General features: G+C 71.8%; 12 protein-coding genes. 5 read left to right on the top strand and 7 right to left on the bottom strand.

The features are described 5' to 3' along the window. Positions 1-41 precede the first annotated feature (41 nt). From VGZ32_RS10230 to VGZ32_RS10240, 3 genes are all read right to left on the bottom strand, one after another. The gene (locus VGZ32_RS10230; RefSeq protein WP_349263556.1) at positions 42-1,043 is read right to left on the bottom strand and encodes an alpha/beta fold hydrolase; all 1,002 of its coding nucleotides are present in this window, start codon (positions 1,041-1,043) and stop codon (positions 42-44) included. A 171-nt stretch (positions 1,044-1,214) separates the two neighbouring features. After that, positions 1,215-2,843, bottom strand: a complete 1,629-nt coding sequence (locus VGZ32_RS10235; protein ID WP_326885675.1) for an acyl-CoA carboxylase subunit beta — start codon at positions 2,841-2,843, stop codon at positions 1,215-1,217. Between the two features lie 140 nt (positions 2,844-2,983). Beyond that, the gene (locus VGZ32_RS10240) at positions 2,984-3,796 is read right to left on the bottom strand and encodes an AfsR/SARP family transcriptional regulator (RefSeq protein WP_326885676.1); all 813 of its coding nucleotides are present in this window, start codon (positions 3,794-3,796) and stop codon (positions 2,984-2,986) included. 235 nt (positions 3,797-4,031) lie between these two features. Here VGZ32_RS10240 and VGZ32_RS10245 point away from each other — a divergent pair, with 235 nt between their 5' ends. The 5 genes from VGZ32_RS10245 (at position 4,032) to VGZ32_RS10265 (ending at position 10,366) form a co-directional block, all read left to right on the top strand. Next, complete coding sequence (locus tag VGZ32_RS10245) at positions 4,032-4,352, top strand: hypothetical protein (RefSeq protein ID WP_326885677.1); 321 nt, start codon at positions 4,032-4,034, stop codon at positions 4,350-4,352. Between the two features lie 3 nt (positions 4,353-4,355). Then, positions 4,356-6,644: a TOMM precursor leader peptide-binding protein gene (locus VGZ32_RS10250; protein ID WP_326885678.1), complete on the top strand. Its 2,289-nt coding sequence runs from the start codon at positions 4,356-4,358 to the stop codon at positions 6,642-6,644. Between the two features lie 15 nt (positions 6,645-6,659). Then, the gene (locus VGZ32_RS10255) at positions 6,660-8,249 is read left to right on the top strand and encodes a SagB family peptide dehydrogenase (RefSeq protein WP_326885679.1); all 1,590 of its coding nucleotides are present in this window, start codon (positions 6,660-6,662) and stop codon (positions 8,247-8,249) included. A 72-nt stretch (positions 8,250-8,321) separates the two neighbouring features. Next, entirely contained in the window at positions 8,322-9,584 is a 1,263-nt protein-coding gene (locus tag VGZ32_RS10260) for a sensor histidine kinase (RefSeq protein ID WP_326885680.1), read from the top strand. A 134-nt stretch (positions 9,585-9,718) separates the two neighbouring features. After that, positions 9,719-10,366 carry a response regulator transcription factor gene (locus tag VGZ32_RS10265; protein ID WP_414642528.1) on the top strand — a complete coding sequence of 216 codons (648 nt, stop codon included), beginning with the start codon at positions 9,719-9,721 and terminating at the stop codon, positions 10,364-10,366. 132 nt (positions 10,367-10,498) lie between these two features. Here VGZ32_RS10265 and VGZ32_RS10270 read toward each other — a convergent pair whose 3' ends face one another. From VGZ32_RS10270 to VGZ32_RS10285, 4 genes are read right to left on the bottom strand one after another with little or no spacing between them, the layout of a single operon-like run. Then, on the bottom strand, positions 10,499-11,350 hold the full coding sequence (locus tag VGZ32_RS10270; protein ID WP_326885681.1) for a 4'-phosphopantetheinyl transferase family protein: 852 nt from the start codon (positions 11,348-11,350) through the stop codon (positions 10,499-10,501). After that, on the bottom strand, positions 11,350-12,585 hold the full coding sequence (locus tag VGZ32_RS10275) for an acyltransferase domain-containing protein (RefSeq protein WP_326885682.1): 1,236 nt from the start codon (positions 12,583-12,585) through the stop codon (positions 11,350-11,352). The genes VGZ32_RS10270 and VGZ32_RS10275 overlap by 1 nt, the downstream gene beginning before the upstream one ends. Continuing rightward, positions 12,582-12,890 carry an acyl carrier protein gene (locus VGZ32_RS10280; protein WP_326885683.1) on the bottom strand — a complete coding sequence of 103 codons (309 nt, stop codon included), beginning with the start codon at positions 12,888-12,890 and terminating at the stop codon, positions 12,582-12,584. The genes VGZ32_RS10275 and VGZ32_RS10280 overlap by 4 nt, the downstream gene beginning before the upstream one ends. Continuing rightward, complete coding sequence (locus VGZ32_RS10285; RefSeq protein WP_326885684.1) at positions 12,887-14,686, bottom strand: fatty acyl-AMP ligase; 1,800 nt, start codon at positions 14,684-14,686, stop codon at positions 12,887-12,889. The genes VGZ32_RS10280 and VGZ32_RS10285 overlap by 4 nt, the downstream gene beginning before the upstream one ends. Positions 14,687-14,859: the final 173 nt, after the last annotated feature.

The raw sequence follows: 14,859 nt of genomic DNA on the forward strand, positions 1-14,859 counted from the left end.
GTATAGCGCCGCCCGCATCAATTCAGCTTGATAGCTGGCCATCAAGCCACCAGCGAAGCGATCGCGACCGGCGCCTGCTCGGCGGACCCGGGCGGCAGGGCCTTGAGCCTGCGCGCGAGCGGCTTGCGGTTGCGCAGCAGCAGCCGCCACTGCTCGGGGGAGAAGCCGGCCGGCTCGGTCTCCGCGATGAAGTCCAGCACCAGCCGCAGGAACCGCTGCGGGTCGCTGTGGAACGGGAAGTGCCCCGCGTGCGGGAAGATCTCCAGCCGGCTGCCGGGCATGGCCACGTGCGCCAGGCCGGCGTGCCGGGCCGGCAGGATCGGGTCCTGATCGCCCCACACCAAGAGCGTCGGCATGCCCTGGGCGAGGTAGGTGCGGTCCATCAGGGTGCCCATCTGGCCGCGCCAGTCCACCGCGCAGCGCAGGGTCCTGATGAACGCGGCGCGGGCGTCGCCGGCCGGCAGCGCCTCGTCGATCACCCGAAGCACCTCGGGCGCCTCCGTGCCCAGCCGGGTGTTGAGCGACTGGAATCCCCGGGTCAGCATCCCGATCGCGCCCCGCATGCCCGGCAGGTTCAGACCGGAGAGCAGGAACTCGGCGCCCGGCAGCGAAGCCGCCCGCAGCAGCGGGGTGACCTGGCGTCCGACGCCGCCGGTGGCGACCAGGATCAGGCGTTCGGTGCGCTCAGGGTATTGGTAGGCGAATTGCATGGCGACGGCGCCGCCGAGGGAGTGGCCGATGACGGTGGCCCGGTCGATGCCGAGTACGGACAACAAATCCCGTACTCCGTTGGCGTAGCCGCCGACGGAGTAGTCGTGCCGGGGCTTGTCCGAGGCGCCGTGGCCGAGTAGGTCCGGGGCGATGACCCGGTGATGCCGGGCCAGGCCGGGCAGGATCGACGCCCAGGTCTTGGAGGAGTCCCCGATCCCGTGGATCAGCACCACCGGATCGCCCTTGCCGACCATCCGGAACGCGTTCTTGTACCCGTGGATGGACCGGTACCGCAGCCGGGCCGCGGGCGGGTCGGACGGGACCGCCCGCAGCCGCGACGAGCTCGCGCGCGCACGGGCGCCGGAACCGTTCGAGACCCCGTTACTCCGGGAGACCTCGGTACTCCTGGAAACCACGCTGCATCTCCTTCTGCCCGGCTGTGCCTTAAGACCGGCCGGGCTTGGACGGGTCGGCTGGGCCGCGAGGCGCCCGGCCCGCCGCGGTCACATGGGGGGATTGCCGTGCTTCCGGCTGGGCAGGTCGCCGTGCTTGTCGCGGAGCATCGCGAGTGAGCGGATGAGTACCGAGCGGGTGTCGGCGGGGTCGATGACGTCGTCGACCAGGCCGCGCTCGGCGGCGTAGTAGGGGTGCATCAGTTCGCTGCGGTACTCTTCGATCTTCTTCGCGCGGTGCGCGTCGGGATCGTCGGCGGCGGCGATCTCCCTGCGGAAGATGACGTTGGCCGCGCCCTCGGCGCCCATGACCGCGATTTCATTGCCGGGCCAGGCGAAGGACAGGTCGGCGCCGATCGAGCGGGAGTCCATGACGATGTAGGCGCCGCCGTAAGCCTTGCGCACCACGACCGAGATCCGCGGCACGGTGGCGTTGCAATACGCGTACAGCAGCTTCGCGCCGTGCCGGATGATCCCCTCGTGCTCCTGATCGACCCCCGGCAGGAATCCGGGCACGTCCACCAGCGTCACGATCGGGATGTTGAACGCGTCGCAGAACGCGACGAACCGAGCGCCCTTCTCGCTGGCGTGGATGTCGAGCGCGCCCGCCATCACGCAGGGCTGGTTCGCCACGACGCCGACCAGATGCCCGCCGAGGTGCGCGAAGGCGCACACGATGTTCTGCGCCCAGCCCTCGTGCACCTCGAAGAATTCGCCGTCGTCCACGATCTCCCGGATCACCCCGCGCGCGTCGTACGACCGCGCCGGGTCGACCGGGACCAGGTCGTAGAGCGCCTCGCAGCGCCGGTCGGCCGGGTCGTGCGCCTCGTGCACCGGGGGCAGTTCCCGGTTGTTCGACGGCAGCATCGAGATCAGGTACTTGACGTCGTGGAGGCAGTCCGTCTCGTGCTCGTAGACGAAGGCCGCGACGCCGGAGACGCGACCGTGCGCGTCGGCGCCGCCGAGTTCGTCCATCGACACCTTCTCGCCGGTCACCGCCTGCACCACGTCGGGGCCGGTGATGAACATCTGCGAGGTGCCGCGCACCATGAACACGAAGTCGGTCAACGCCGGGGAATACGCCGCCCCGCCCGCGCAGGGCCCGAGGATCACGCTGATCTGCGGGATCACCCCCGAGGCGCGGGTGTTGCGCTGGAAGATCCCGCCGTAGCCGGCCAGGGCCGTGACACCCTCCTGGATCCGCGCCCCCGCCCCGTCGCACAGACTGACCAGCGGCGCCCCCACCGACTCGGCCATGTCCATGATCTTGTGGATCTTCTCGGCGTGCGCCTCGCCCAGCGCCCCGCCGAAGATCCGGAAGTCGTGGGCGAACGCGAACACCACGCGCCCTTCCACCCGCCCCCAGCCCGTCACGACCCCGTCGCCGTCCGGCTTGCGCCGCTCGAGGCCGAACCCGCTGGCCCGGTGCCGGCGCAGGGTCTCGACCTCCGTGAACGACCCCTCGTCGAACAGCAGTTCCAGCCGGTCGCGCACGGTCAGCTTGCCCTTGCGCCGCTGCGCCTCGTCCGCCTCCGGACCTGGCCCAGCCACCGCCGCGCGATGCCGCTCCCCCAGCGCGCCCGCCGTTTCCCGCAGGCCGGGCCGCGAGGGTACCGGGCGCCCCGGCTCTTCCCCGGCCAGAGCCGGGCCGGTGGGCACGTCGACAACCGCCGCATCCATCTCGCGCTCCCAACTTTGCTGCGACGCGCCCCGGGTGGGCGGCGGTCGCCGCCGTTAAAGGCGCAGGTTGCGGGGACAGTAGGCAGCTGAGGTGGAGATGGGCTCGAGGCCCGCGAACGACAGCCGGCGCGCCGAACCGGTCAGGCGACGACGCGGTCGAACGACGAGGCGTCGGGACCGACGTCGAGTCCGGGGTCGCCGCGCAGGATCGCCTGCTGCAGGCGCTGGACCCGCATCGACGGTTCGAGCCCGAGGTCGCGGTTCAGCGTCCGGCGCAGGGCGTGGAAGGCCTCCAGCGCCCGCCACGCGTTGCCGGAGCGGTACAGCGCCAGCATCTGCTGCATGCAGAGGTTCTCGTCCAGCGGGAAGCGGGTCGTCAGGACCCTGAGCTCGCCGAGCAGCTCCCGGTGCCGTCCGAGGCGCAGGTCGGCCTCGATCCGGCGCTCCAGCACGCCGCGGCGGGTCTCTTCGAGCCCGAGTACCTCGAGCTCGGCCACCCGGCCGACCGGAACGTCGACCAGCGCCGGGCCGCGCCACAGGTCGAGGCCCCGCCCCAGCAGCTCCGAGGCGCGCCGGTCCTGGCCCGCGTCGAACGCGTGCCGGCCCGCCGCGGCCAGCCGGTGGAACTCCTCGGCGTCGTTGCGGCCGGGGCGCACCTCCAGCAGGTACCCGCCGTGCTGAGTGACGAGGACATCCTTCGCCTGCCGCCCGGGGTCACCGGCGAGCGCGGCGGAGATCAGCCGGCGCAGCTGGAGGATGTACGTCTGGAGCGTCGTCGCCGCGCTGCGCGGCACGTCGTCGCCCCAGACCTCCTCCATCAGCATCGGCACGGTGACCACTTTGTCGGCGTGAAGGGCGAGGAGCGCGAGCACCTGGCGGGGCTTGCGCGCACTCGGAACGATCGACGCTCCCTGTTCCTCGACCGCCAAAGGGCCGAGCACGTTCACTTCCATCCCACGTGCCTCCTTCGGGTCAGTGCCGAGCCGTCCGGGTTACCAGCGGCAAGCACGCCTCGAGCGTGGCACGGCGGGCGACTCCAGGCCCAGTGAGCGCGTCACGAAGGCGCAAGTGAAAAACTCACATCCGTGCGGTGACCGAGGCACTGTCTGCCCCGCGCGCCCTTGGCCCAGAATCCGGAAGTGTCGGACGCATTCGCGCCGACGTCCGCCGGACCTGGGGGAGACAACCATGCCGAACCACAGCGAGAACAGCACGACGTCGGTCGAACTGGACTGGCGGTTCGCCGAACTGGTCGCCCGCACCTGGCTGGAGCCGGATCTGGCCGAGCGCTACGGCGCCGACCCGTGCGCCGTCCTGGCCGAGTTCGGGCTCTTGATCGCCGACCCCGGCGACGCGCCGCGGCTCGAGCCCGTGGCGGAGTTCGAATTGATCATCGACGAGCTGGACTGGTCCGCGGCCGCGGGCGCGCTCGGCTGCGGGCTGCCGAACTGCGGCACCGACGCCGAGTTCGTGTCCGTGCCGGTGCGTCGCGCCGGCCTCGCGGAGTAGTCGGTGGACACCGCTACACGCCCGGTGGCGGAGCGGTATCCGGCGTTCAAACGTCACCTGCGCGCGGCCGTCATCCCGGGCGAGGCAGCGTACCTGCTGTCGCCGTCCGGGGTGACGGCACTGCACGGCCGGCACATCCAGGTGCTCGCACCGCTGCTGGACGGTCGGCGCACCCTCGCGGCGGTGGTCCGCGAGGCGGCGCCGGCCGTTCCGGCTCCGGACGTCGGCCGGATCCTCGGCTGCCTGGCGGAGGCCAACCTGATCGCCCTGCGCGAGTCGGCCGTCTCCGAGCACGCCGATGCCGACGAGGCCTTCTGGGACCTGGCCGGGCTCGACGGCCCGCTGGCGGCCAGCAGCCTCTCGCGCACACCGGTTCTGCTGCTCGCGGTCGGCGGTGTGGGTACGGGGCAGGCCCGGGACGCGTGTCAGGCCTCAGGGCTGAGAGTGCTCGCCGGACCCGACGACGCCGGCTCGGCCGCGTTCGCCCTCGTGCTCTGCGACGACTACCTCGCCCCGGAGCTCGCGGCCGTGGACGCGGCGCTCCGGGCGGCCGGCCGCTCCTGGCTGCTGGCCAAGCCGTGCGGCCCGGAGCCCTGGATAGGGCCGATCTTCCAGCCCGGCAGGGGGCCGTGCTGGTCGTGTCTGGCCGAGCGGTTGTCCGGGCACCGGCGGGCCGAGCTGTTCCTGCGGGACGCGCTCGGGCCGGACCATCCGGCGCGCCTTCCCGAAGCGTCGATCGCCGCGGCCAGGTCGGTCGCGACGCAGCTGGCGGTGCTCGAGACGGCGAAGTGGATGGCCGGGGTGCGCGGCGCGGAGCAGCAGACCGTGTACACCCTCGACACGCTGACCCTGCAGGGCCGGCGGCACGTCGTCACGCGCAGGCCGCAGTGCCCGCGGTGCGGGGATCCGAAGCTGATGGCCGACCAGGTGCTGCGGCCGGTCGTGGTGCGGTCGCGGGGCAAGGCGGCCGGCGGCGGCAACAACGACCGCGCGGTGCCCGCGGCGCGGATGCTGGAGAATCACCGTGCTCTGATCAGCCCGATCACCGGGATCGTGGCCGAAGTGCGCCGCGACCAGTACGCGCCCGACTTCGTGCACTGCTACGTGTCGGGGCCGAACCTGGCGATGCACGCGCAGTCGATGGAGCATCTGCGGGCGGGACTGCGCAACCAGAGCGGGGGAAAGGGCGTGACCCAGGTCGACGCCGAGGTCTCGGCCCTGTGCGAGGCGGTGGAGCGTTACAGCGCCACCCGCCAAGGCGACGAACCGGTCGTCGAAGGCAGCTACGAGGAACTGGGCGACAGCGCGATACACCCGGACAGCTGCCGCCTGTATCACGAGCGTCAGCTACAAGGCCGACGCCTCTGGAACGCCACGCACTCCCGCTTCCACTATGTTGCAGAGCGTTTCAACCCGAAGGCACGGCACGAGTGGACACCTGTGTGGTCGCTGACCTCGCAGACGCAGCGAGTGCTGCCCACCGCGATGCTGTACTACAACCGGAGCCGGGCTGGCGCCACGACGGCGTTCACGGCCGACTCGAACGGGAACGCCGCCGGAAGCAGCCTGGAGGACGCCATCGTGCAGGGCTTCCTGGAGCTGGTCGAGCGGGATGCGGTCGCCCTGTGGTGGTACAACCGCACCCGCCAGCCGGCGATGGACCTCGACGCCTTCGACGAGCCCTGGCTCACCGAGCTGCGCGACGGGTACGAGCGGGTCGGGCGCCAGATGTGGGCCCTCGACCTGACCTCGGATCTGGGCGTGCCGGTGGTCGCCGCGGTCTCCCGGCAGTCCGGCGCCGCCGGCGAGCAGATCATCTTCGGGTTCGGCGCGCATTTCGACCCGCGGATCGCCCTGCGCCGCGCGGTCACCGAGATGGGCCAGCTGCTCTCGACCGCGATAGGCTGCGCGGCGACCGAGCAGTCCCCGTTCGACCCGGATCTGCGCTCGTGGTGGCAGTCCGCGACGATCGAGCACGAGCCCTATCTCAGGCCGGATCCGGCCGAGCGGCCGCGCACCCCGGCGGACGCGCCGTACACCCCGAGCGCGAACCTGCGCGACGACGTGTACGCCTGCACCTCACTGGCGCGGCGGCACGAAATGGACCTGCTGGTGCTCGACCAGACCAGGCCCGACATCGGCATCCCGGTGGTCCGGGTCGTCGTTCCCGGCCTTCGGCACTTCTGGGCCCGGTTCGCGCCGGGCCGCCTGTACGACGTCCCGGTGGCACTCGGCCGGCTGGCAAAGGCCACCCGGTACGAGAACCTCAATCCGATTCCGCTGTTCGTCTGAAGCGGGACAACGCGCATGAACCAGACAGAGACCAGCTCCCGATATCTCCCGCAGGGCTCGACCGAACTGTGGTCCCTGCGGGAGGACGTGTTGATGGAGTCCGACGCGGCCGACGACTCGGTCGTGCTGTGCGGCCGCTGGGGAAGCCTGGTCGTGCGCAATCCGGGCGAGCCGGTCCGCAAGCTGCTGTACCGGATGCAGCTCGGACCGGTTTCGCTGGACAACGTGCTCGCCGGGGCGGACGGCACCGAGCGGGCGGGAATCGCCGCCCGGCGCGCCCGCCTGCTGGTCGCGCTCGAGCGGCTCCAACCGCTCATCGTGCGGTCCGTGGCGGCCCGCGGGACCGAGCACCCGCTGATGTCGATGGTCCCGATCGCCCGGTGGGCCAGGTTCCAGACCCAGGCCGTCGCGCTCGACCTGCCGGTGCGGCTGTCCGCCTATGCCGCACTGCGCAGCGACGGCGCCGACACGGTTGTCGAGTCGCCGCTGTCGCTGCACCGCGTGGTGCTGCACCGCGTCGAGGCGGCGTGGATCGTCGCCACACTCGCCCGGCCGTGCACCCCCCGGGAAGCGGCACGCATCCTGCCACTGCCCGGCGGTCTGGTGCAGGACGTGATCGCGTATCTCGTCGCCGCCGGCATCGTGGTGCAGGGCGACGTGGAACCCGAGGCGGGCCGAACGGTGTTCGCCGAGGACGAAGACCCCGCGCTGCGCGGCTGGACGGCGGTCGACCTCGCCTTCCACGCGCACAGCACGCAAGGGCGGCACGACGGCGACTTCGGCGCCACGTATCCGTTCGGCGCCGGGTCCGGCCCGGAGCCGGTGGTGAAGCAGTGGCCGCCGAACGCGGTGCGCCATCGGCTGCACCAGCCCCGGCTGGCCGAAGTGATCGCGGCCGACCCCCCGTTCACGGCCGTCCTGGAGTCGCGCCGGTCCGCCCGCACCTTCGGCTCGGACGGATTCACCGCGCGGGAGCTGGGCGAGCTGCTCTTCCGGACCGCCCGGACCAGGGCGACGCGGGAGAGGTCGGACGGGGACGCGCACCACGCACCCCTGGCCGACCGGCCCTACCCGGGCGGCGGAGCGCTGCACGAGCTCGAGTTCTACCTTGCCGTGCACGACTGCCCCGGCATCGAGCGCGGCGTATACGCGTACGACTCCGCCGCGCACGAACTGGTCGAGGTATGTATGAGCCCTGATGCCGTGGACTCGCTCGCCGCCCAGGCGCGGTACGCCGCGGGGCTCGACGGGCCGCCGCCGGTGCTGATCCTGATGACCGCGCGGTTCCGGCGGATCTCGTGGAAGTACACAGGACTGAGTTACGCGCTCATCCTCAAGGACGTGGGCGTGGCGATGCAGACGCTGTACCTGGTCGGCACCGCGATGGGACTGGCGACCTGCGCGATCGGCGGCAGCGAGATCGACGAGTCCTCGCGCATCCTCGGCCTCGACTGGCTGGTCGAGTCGAGCGTCGGCCTCTTCATGGTCGGAGCACCCGCGGCCGACCGCCTGACCGGCGGCGAAAGCCGCCCGCGCGACCGGCTCGACGTTCCGGACGGGCCCACGCCCGAAATCCAGACGTATACCCGCCGCTACGAAAAGTAAGCGCTCCCCTTGCTCGCGAGCGCAAATCCAACCATAGTTCGAGTGCGAGCTCATTGCCCGGGGAGGAGCGGCATGAGAGCCGAGGCGATCGTCGATACGGGGGGTCTGCCCGCCGGCGCGAAGTCAGCGGGGACCTCCCCGGTGAGCGTCGTGCGCGCGAAACCGGCGCGGACCAGAGAGCCGGATGAGACTGTGCGGCCGGTCGAGCAGGAGCGGGACGTACCGCCCCCTCGCATGGCGCGGCGCATCCTTCTGGTGATTTTGGCCTCGTATCTGTTCATCGGGTTCCTGGACATCCCGGTGGACAATCCGGGGCGCGGTTCGCAGGCCGGCGCGCTGCTGTGCATGCTGGCCGCCGCCGGGCTCCAAGTGCTCCACGTCAGTCAGGGCGCGCGGTTGTGGTCGGCCCGCCGCAGGACGCTGAGCCTGAGCGCGCAGACCGTGCTGACGTACCTGCCCTATTTCGTGTTCCACTTCCAGTGGGGCGGCATGGCGGGTTTCCTGGCCGGCTCGTTCCTGCTGCTGGTCCCGCGGCCGCGGGCCTGGCTGCTGTTCGGCGCCGCGCTCTCGACCATGCTGGTCTTCGGGGTGGTGCACCACGTGGGTGTGATGTGGACCGCTTACTACGTGGTCTCCACGATGCTGCTCGGCCTGGTCATGTTCGGCATGACCCGGCTGGTCGGGCTGGTCGACGAGGTGCACAGGGCACGCAGCGAGCTGGCCCGGATGGCGGTCACCCAGGAGCGGCTGCGGTTCGCCCGGGACCTGCACGACCTGCTCGGTTACAGCCTCTCCTCGATCACGCTGAAGACCGAGCTGGCCTACCGGCTGGTCGAGACGAATCCGGCGCGCGCCCGCGAGGAGCTGGCCTCGGTCCTCGAGGTCTCCCGGCAGGCGCTGGCCGACGTTCGCGTGGTGGCCAGCAGCTACCGCTCCGGGCTGCGGCTGGCCGACGAGGCGGAAATGGTCCGCTCGATGCTGGTCGCGGCCGACGTCGACGTGCGGGTCGAGATCTCCTGCGGCAACCTCTCCCACCAGCTGGACATGGTCCTGGCCACGGTGCTGCGCGAGGGCGTCACCAACGTGCTGCGCCACAGCAAGGCGCAGACCTGCCTGATCAACTGCCGCCAGGCGAACGGCGCGGTCGTGCTCGAACTGGTCAACGACGGGGTGCCCGAGCAGCCCGACGAGCCGACCGAGTACTCGGGCAGCGGCCTGGGAAACCTCGCGATCCGGCTGGCCGCCGTCGGCGGCACGCTGACCGCCGAAGCGGAGCCGGAGGGCTGGTTCCGCCTCATCGCGCACGCGCCGCTGGGCCGCGGCGCGGCGGCCTGATCCGCCGCGCCGTGCGGACCGATCCGTTACGCGCGATCGAATTCCCGGGCTCTCCGGGTTGGCCGGGTTCTGCCGCGTCACCGCGTACAAGTCATCAAACGACTACTCTTGGGTCACACGAGTCCCGGATCGCAATGGGGCAGGCAAGCGGGAAAGGCGAGGCCGCCGTGATCCAGCTCAAGATCCTGCTCGCCGAAGACGTGAACATGGTCCGCGGCGCTCTCAAAGCGCTGCTCGACCTGGAACTCGACCTGGAAGTGGTCGCGGACGTCGACTCCGGCGACGAGATCGTGCCCGCCGCGCTGCGCTGCCTGCCCGACGTCGCGGTCATCGACATCGATCTTCCCGGCATCGACGGGCTGACGGCGGCCGCGCGGCTGCACGAGAAGCTTCCGGCGTGCAAGACGCTGATCCTGACCAGCCTCGGCCGCCCCGGCACGCTGCGCCGTGCGCTGAGTGCGCACGTGGCGGGCTTCATCCTCAAGGACGCCCCGCCCGACAAGCTCGCCGAGGCGGTGCGCAACGTGGCCGCCGGCCGCCGGGTGATCGACCCGCAGCTGGCGCTCGCGGCGTGGGACGTGCGGGAGAACCCGCTGACCGAGCGCGAGTGCGAGGTACTGCGGCTGGCCGCGCACGGCGCCGATCCGGAGGAGATCGCCGGCCAGCTCTACCTCTCGCTGGGCACCGTGCGCAACTACCTGACCGCGGCGGTGACCAAGCTCAACGCTCGCAATCGGGTCGACGCCATCCGGATCGCCCAGGACGCCGGCTGGATCCCCTAAACCTTCTTGGCTTCCCGCCACGGCGGCGGCGAAAGATCGCGCGGCGGGGCGCCTTTCCCCGTCGTGCGATCTACAGCCGCCATGAAGACGCAGCGAGGTGCGAAGAGAACACAGACACGAGAACAGACACCGCTACACGGCGTCGGCCAGGCCTATGAGGGCGGAGAGCAGGCCGTCGTCGAGCATCGTACGCGCGGCGACGTCCGACGTCTCACCGAACCCTGAGTCGCACAGCGCCACGCTGACCGTGTAGCGCCGCTCGACGACGCAGGTGCCGAAGCTCCACTCCTCGCCGGTCCCGGGCGAGCCGTCCGGGCGCAGCACTTGCGCCCGGGGGTCGCTGAGCCGGAAGCCGAACTCGGTGAACCGGAACCGCAGCCCCTGCCCGATCGCCTTGCTGTACGCCTCTTTGAGCGTCCACAGCCGCACGAGCGCGCCGTTGCGCCGGTGCTCCGCCATCGCCTCCAGCATGGCCAGCTCGTAGGGGGTGCAGGCCTGCGATTCGGTGCCAAGGCCGACCATCTGGCGGTCCGCCAGCTCCACGTCCACGCCGATCCGCCCCCGCCGGGAGACCCCGACCGTCATGATCTCGTCGGTGTGGCTGAGGCTGATGTCGATCTGGTCGCAGCCGCGCAGGTACGGCCGGCCGCCGGGGCGGTAGGCGAGCTCGATGAGTTCGGGCTTGCTTTCGAGCACGGCCGCCGCGGTGTGCTTGAGCATCAGCCGCGAGGCGACGAACCGGGTTCTGACCTTGGCGTGCGCCATCCGCTGATAGCGGCCCCAGTCGTGCCCGATCAGCGGTTGAAGCCGCGGGTCGTCGGGGTCGTCGGGCAGCCAGTCGCCGAGCCTGCCGTAGACCACCGCGGCGCCGGCCCGGGCCAGCGCCGCGCGCACGTCGTCCCAGGGGCCGTCGGGGCCGGGGACCAGGATGGGCCGTCCGAGCGAGGGGGTGCCGGGGACCATCGTCGAGGTCGGGCCGGCCATCAGACGGCAGACATGGTGTCAAGCTGCGTACGCAGATAGTCGACGAGGGTGCCGGGGGTGCGCAGGCTGCCGAGCATGTCGGGCATCGAGAGCGGCCCGAGCTCCGGCAGCCGCTGCTCGAGCTGGAACTTGAGCCGCAGGAACATCACCGAGTCGAAGCCGAGGTCTCCGTGCAGCGCCTGGTCGAGGCCCGCCTCGACCGACGGGTCGTCGACGATCTCGGTGACCGCGTCGAGCACGGCGCGGGTGATCCGGTCCTCGGCCGCGCGCTCGGGCGCGAGCTTGCACACCAGCTCGTTGAACGCGGCGTCGCCGGTGTCCTCGGTGCGGCACACGGCCATGCAGTCGGGACCGTCCGGGCCGACGATCTTCTTGAGCAGGCCGGTCAGCGTCTGCTTGGGCCCGACCTCGAGCAGCACGTCGGGGCGCTGCCGGGAGAGCAGGTTCTCGATCGCCGGGGCGAACCGCACGGGCGCGGTGACCTGCTCCACCCAGTACGCGGCGCCGAGGGCCTCGCCGCTCAGCTTCCGGCCGCGCACGGTCGAGTAGTACGGCAGGCGGGGCACCGCGGAGGGCACGCGCTCCAGGACGCGCGCGAAACGCCTCAACATCGGCCGCATCAGCGGCGAGTGGAACGCATGGGAGACCTGGAGCGACCGGGCCGCGACCTTTCGCGCGGCCAAGGCCTGCCGAACGCGGTCGAGACCGAGCAAGTCGCCGGCGAGCGTGATGGACTGCGGGCCGTTGTAGGCCGCGACGACGACGGCTTCCTCGGCCGCCAGCAGCTCGGCGACGTCCTCCGCGTCGGCCCGCACCGCCATCATGCCGCCGCCGGCCGGCAGGTACTGCATGAACGCCCCGCGCACGGCGACCAGCAGCGCGGCGTCCTCCAGGCTCAGCGCTCCGGCGGTGACGGCGGCGGCGAACTCCCCGATGCTGTGGCCCACCACCGCGGCCGGGCGCACGCCGTGCTCGATGAGGGTGGTGGCCAGCGCGTATTCGACGGCGAACACTCCCGGCTGGGTGAAGCCGGTCTGGTGGATCCGCTCGTCCCCGCCGACGATCAGGTCGATGATCGACGTTCCCGTGTACGGGCGCAGCGCGTCGGCCGCGGCCTCCAGGTGCGTCCGGTACCTGGCGTGGTCGAGGTAGAGGCGCGCGGTCATCCCCGGGTACTGCGACCCCTGGCCGCTGAACGCGAAGACGACCCCTGCCACGGGTGGGCTCTGGGTCATTTCCCGCTCCGTTCGCGTGCGGTCCGCGCCGGGCTCGCGTCGAATCGGCCGGCCAGGTGCTTGGCCAGGGAGTCGAGGGTCGGATACTCGAGCACCACGGTCGGGTCGACCAGCAGCTCGAATTCGTCCTCGATGTCGCCGTACAGATTGAGTGCCGCCAGCGAGTCCAGCCCGTATTCGGCCAGCGACGCGGACGGGTCGATGGCGGTGCGGCCCAGATAGCGGCCGAGCCGGGGTTCCAGCCACTCGAGCAGCGCCGCCTCGCGCTGCTCAGCCGGCAAGGCGGCATAAGGATGCGGATTCACGCAGCCCTCCTCACGGCGGCGGCGGCGGCCGGCCGCTGCGGCCGGCCCGGGGTCCGGACCAGTCGGCGCACCTCGGGTTCGACCAGCTCGTGCAGCGGGTCGAGGCGGCCGGTCAGGAAGAGCCGGCGCACCGTCCAGCGCTCGAGCTTGCCGCTGGTGGTCCGGCGCACGGTGCCCGGGCGGACCAGCAGCACCCCCTCGGCGCGCACCTCGAACTCCTCGGCCACCCGCTCGCGGACCGACGCGGCGAGGGAGGCCAGGTCGGCGCCGGCGCGAGCCAGGGCCTGGCGCACTTCCTGCACGACCACCACGTGGTCGCGCTCGGACTCCACGGAGAAGGCCACGCCGGCGCCGAACAGCACGCTGACCCGCTTGACCGCCTGCTCGAGGTCGTCCGGGTGCAGGTTGCGGCCGGCGATGTTGATCAGGTCGCTGAGCCGGCTCGCGATGTAGAGCTCTCCCCCGTCGATCAGGCCGAGGTCGTGAGTGCGCATGAAACCGGACTCGCCGTCGGAGGTCGTGGCGTTGAAGGCGTCGGCGGATTCGAGCGGGCGGGCCCAGTAGCTGCGCGCGACGCTGGGCCCGCGCAGCCAGATCTCGCCGAGGCTGCGCTCCGGGAGCACCTCGAAGTCCTCGGGGTCGACGATGCGCACCTCCGCGCCGTACACCGGTCCGCAGCCGACGAGGGTGCGGCTCGGGTTGCCCGGGACCGCGCGGCGCAGCTTGCGCAGCTCGAGCCCGGCGCGGTCCACGTCGACGTGGGCGGGCAGGCGCCCGTCGGTGCAGGCGACCAGCAGGGTGGACTCGGCCAGGCCGTAAGCGGGGCGCAGCGCGTTCGGCCGCAGGCCGAACGGCTCGAAGCGGTTGGCGAAGGCGCCCAGCGTGCCCGGCCGCACCGGCTCGCCGCCGTTGACGGCGACCTCCCAGCAGCCGAGGTCGACGTCCGCGAGCTGGTGGTCCTCGATCCGCTGGACGCAGTGCTCGTAGCCGAAGTTGGGGGCCGCGGAGACGGTGATCCGGTGCTCGGAGATCATCCGCAGCCACCGGGCCGGGCGGCGCACGAAGGCCCCCGGCGACATCAGGACGCTGGTCGCGCCCAGGAAGAGCGGGTGCAGCAGCTGGCCGACCAGCCCCATGTCGTGGTGCAGCGGGAGCCAGCCGCCGATCACCGACTCCTCGCCGGTGCCCAGCGCCCGCTGGATCGCGGCCTGGTTGGCCAGCAGATTGCCGTGCCGGATGGCGACGCCGCGCGGATCGCCGGTGGAGCCCGAGGTGTACTGGAGCAGCGCGATGGTGTCCGCGTCCAGGTCGGGCATGTTCCACTCGTCCGGATCCGGCGCCTGCGCGAGGCCGAGCACGGTGTCGATCGCCACGCACGCGACGTCGGGATAACCCGCGACGGCCAGGACCCGGCTGACCGTTCCGGCGTTGTCCGAGTCGGTCAGCGCGAAGCTCACCGCGGCGTCGCGCACGATGCCGACCGCGCGCCGCTCCGCGTTGCGCGGGCCGCCCGGGTCGGGCCCGGGGATCGCGATGGCGCCGGCGTAGAGGCAGGCGAGGAAGGACACCGCGAAGCGCAGCGGATTGGGCTGCTGGATCAGGATCCGCTCGCCGGCCGCCCCGTGGTCGTGAAGCCACACCGCCAGCGCGCGGGCGTCGAGGTCGAGTCCCGCGTAGTCGACCCGGACCGGCGCAGCCTCCCACGGACCGTGCTCGAGGACGACGAGAGCGTCCCGCCCGCCGTGGTAGACGGCGTGCTCCGCGAGCAGTTCGGTGAAGCTGCGGTGGTCGGACATCCCGCTTCCCCCTCTGTGCGACAAGAATGAGCCGCGGCGTACCGGGCTTGATCGGTGTCGGTGCTCCTGAGGATCGGACGGGCGGCTCAAGAGAATCTCGAACATAAGTTGCGCGCTTGCGTATCACTCCGCACCGGGCGTCCCGGGGCGCCGTCCCGGCGCACTCGGCGCCG

The sequence above is a fragment of the Actinocrinis sp. genome (genome assembly GCF_035938995.1).
Taxonomy (GTDB): Bacteria; Actinomycetota; Actinomycetes; order Streptomycetales; family Catenulisporaceae; genus DASZGI01.

Bases quoted from the DNA above. Each gene is read 5' to 3' on its own strand.
- VGZ32_RS10245 (WP_326885677.1), top strand. From the start codon at position 4,032: ATGCCGAACCACAGCGAGAACAGCACGACGTCGGTCGAACTGGACTGG.
- VGZ32_RS10275 (WP_326885682.1), bottom strand. From the start codon at position 12,585: ATGACCCAGAGCCCACCCGTGGCAGGGGTCGTCTTCGCGTTCAGCGGC.
- VGZ32_RS10235 (WP_326885675.1), bottom strand. From the start codon at position 2,843: ATGGATGCGGCGGTTGTCGACGTGCCCACCGGCCCGGCTCTGGCCGGG.
- VGZ32_RS10265 (WP_414642528.1), top strand. From the start codon at position 9,719: ATGGGGCAGGCAAGCGGGAAAGGCGAGGCCGCCGTGATCCAGCTCAAG.
- VGZ32_RS10255 (WP_326885679.1), top strand. From the start codon at position 6,660: ATGAACCAGACAGAGACCAGCTCCCGATATCTCCCGCAGGGCTCGACC.
- VGZ32_RS10260 (WP_326885680.1), top strand. From the start codon at position 8,322: ATGAGAGCCGAGGCGATCGTCGATACGGGGGGTCTGCCCGCCGGCGCG.
- VGZ32_RS10240 (WP_326885676.1), bottom strand. From the start codon at position 3,796: ATGGAAGTGAACGTGCTCGGCCCTTTGGCGGTCGAGGAACAGGGAGCG.
- VGZ32_RS10285 (WP_326885684.1), bottom strand. From the start codon at position 14,686: ATGTCCGACCACCGCAGCTTCACCGAACTGCTCGCGGAGCACGCCGTC.
- VGZ32_RS10270 (WP_326885681.1), bottom strand. From the start codon at position 11,350: ATGGCCGGCCCGACCTCGACGATGGTCCCCGGCACCCCCTCGCTCGGA.